This is a genomic window from Siphonobacter sp. BAB-5385, from assembly GCF_002261125.1.
Taxonomy (GTDB): Bacteria; Bacteroidota; Bacteroidia; order Cytophagales; family Spirosomataceae; genus Siphonobacter.
Map to the genome: position 1 here is coordinate 1 of NZ_NMPS01000236.1, position 202 is coordinate 202.

The following is a 202-nucleotide window of genomic DNA, read 5'->3' on the forward strand; positions in this document are numbered from 1 at the left end:
CTGGAATGCCCGATCCATTCGTAAAGCCTTTGAGTCGTATTTACCAGAACTGCACACGGTCTTTGAACGACTGGAAAAAGATTATTATACCGAGCAGGAAGTCCTGGAGCTACTGGAAATCTATCCACTGTGTCAGAGCATTTCGATTGATAACGGGGTGATGGAAAAGGCTCAGAACGTGCACGTGGTTCTCAGCGACATT

The 202-nt window shown here is 46.5% G+C and carries 1 pseudogene; it reads left to right on the forward strand.

Annotation, left to right across the window (positions count from 1 at the left end):
- A pseudogene (locus BWI93_RS27995) lies at positions 1–202 on the forward strand (mannose-1-phosphate guanylyltransferase); the annotation flags it as partial.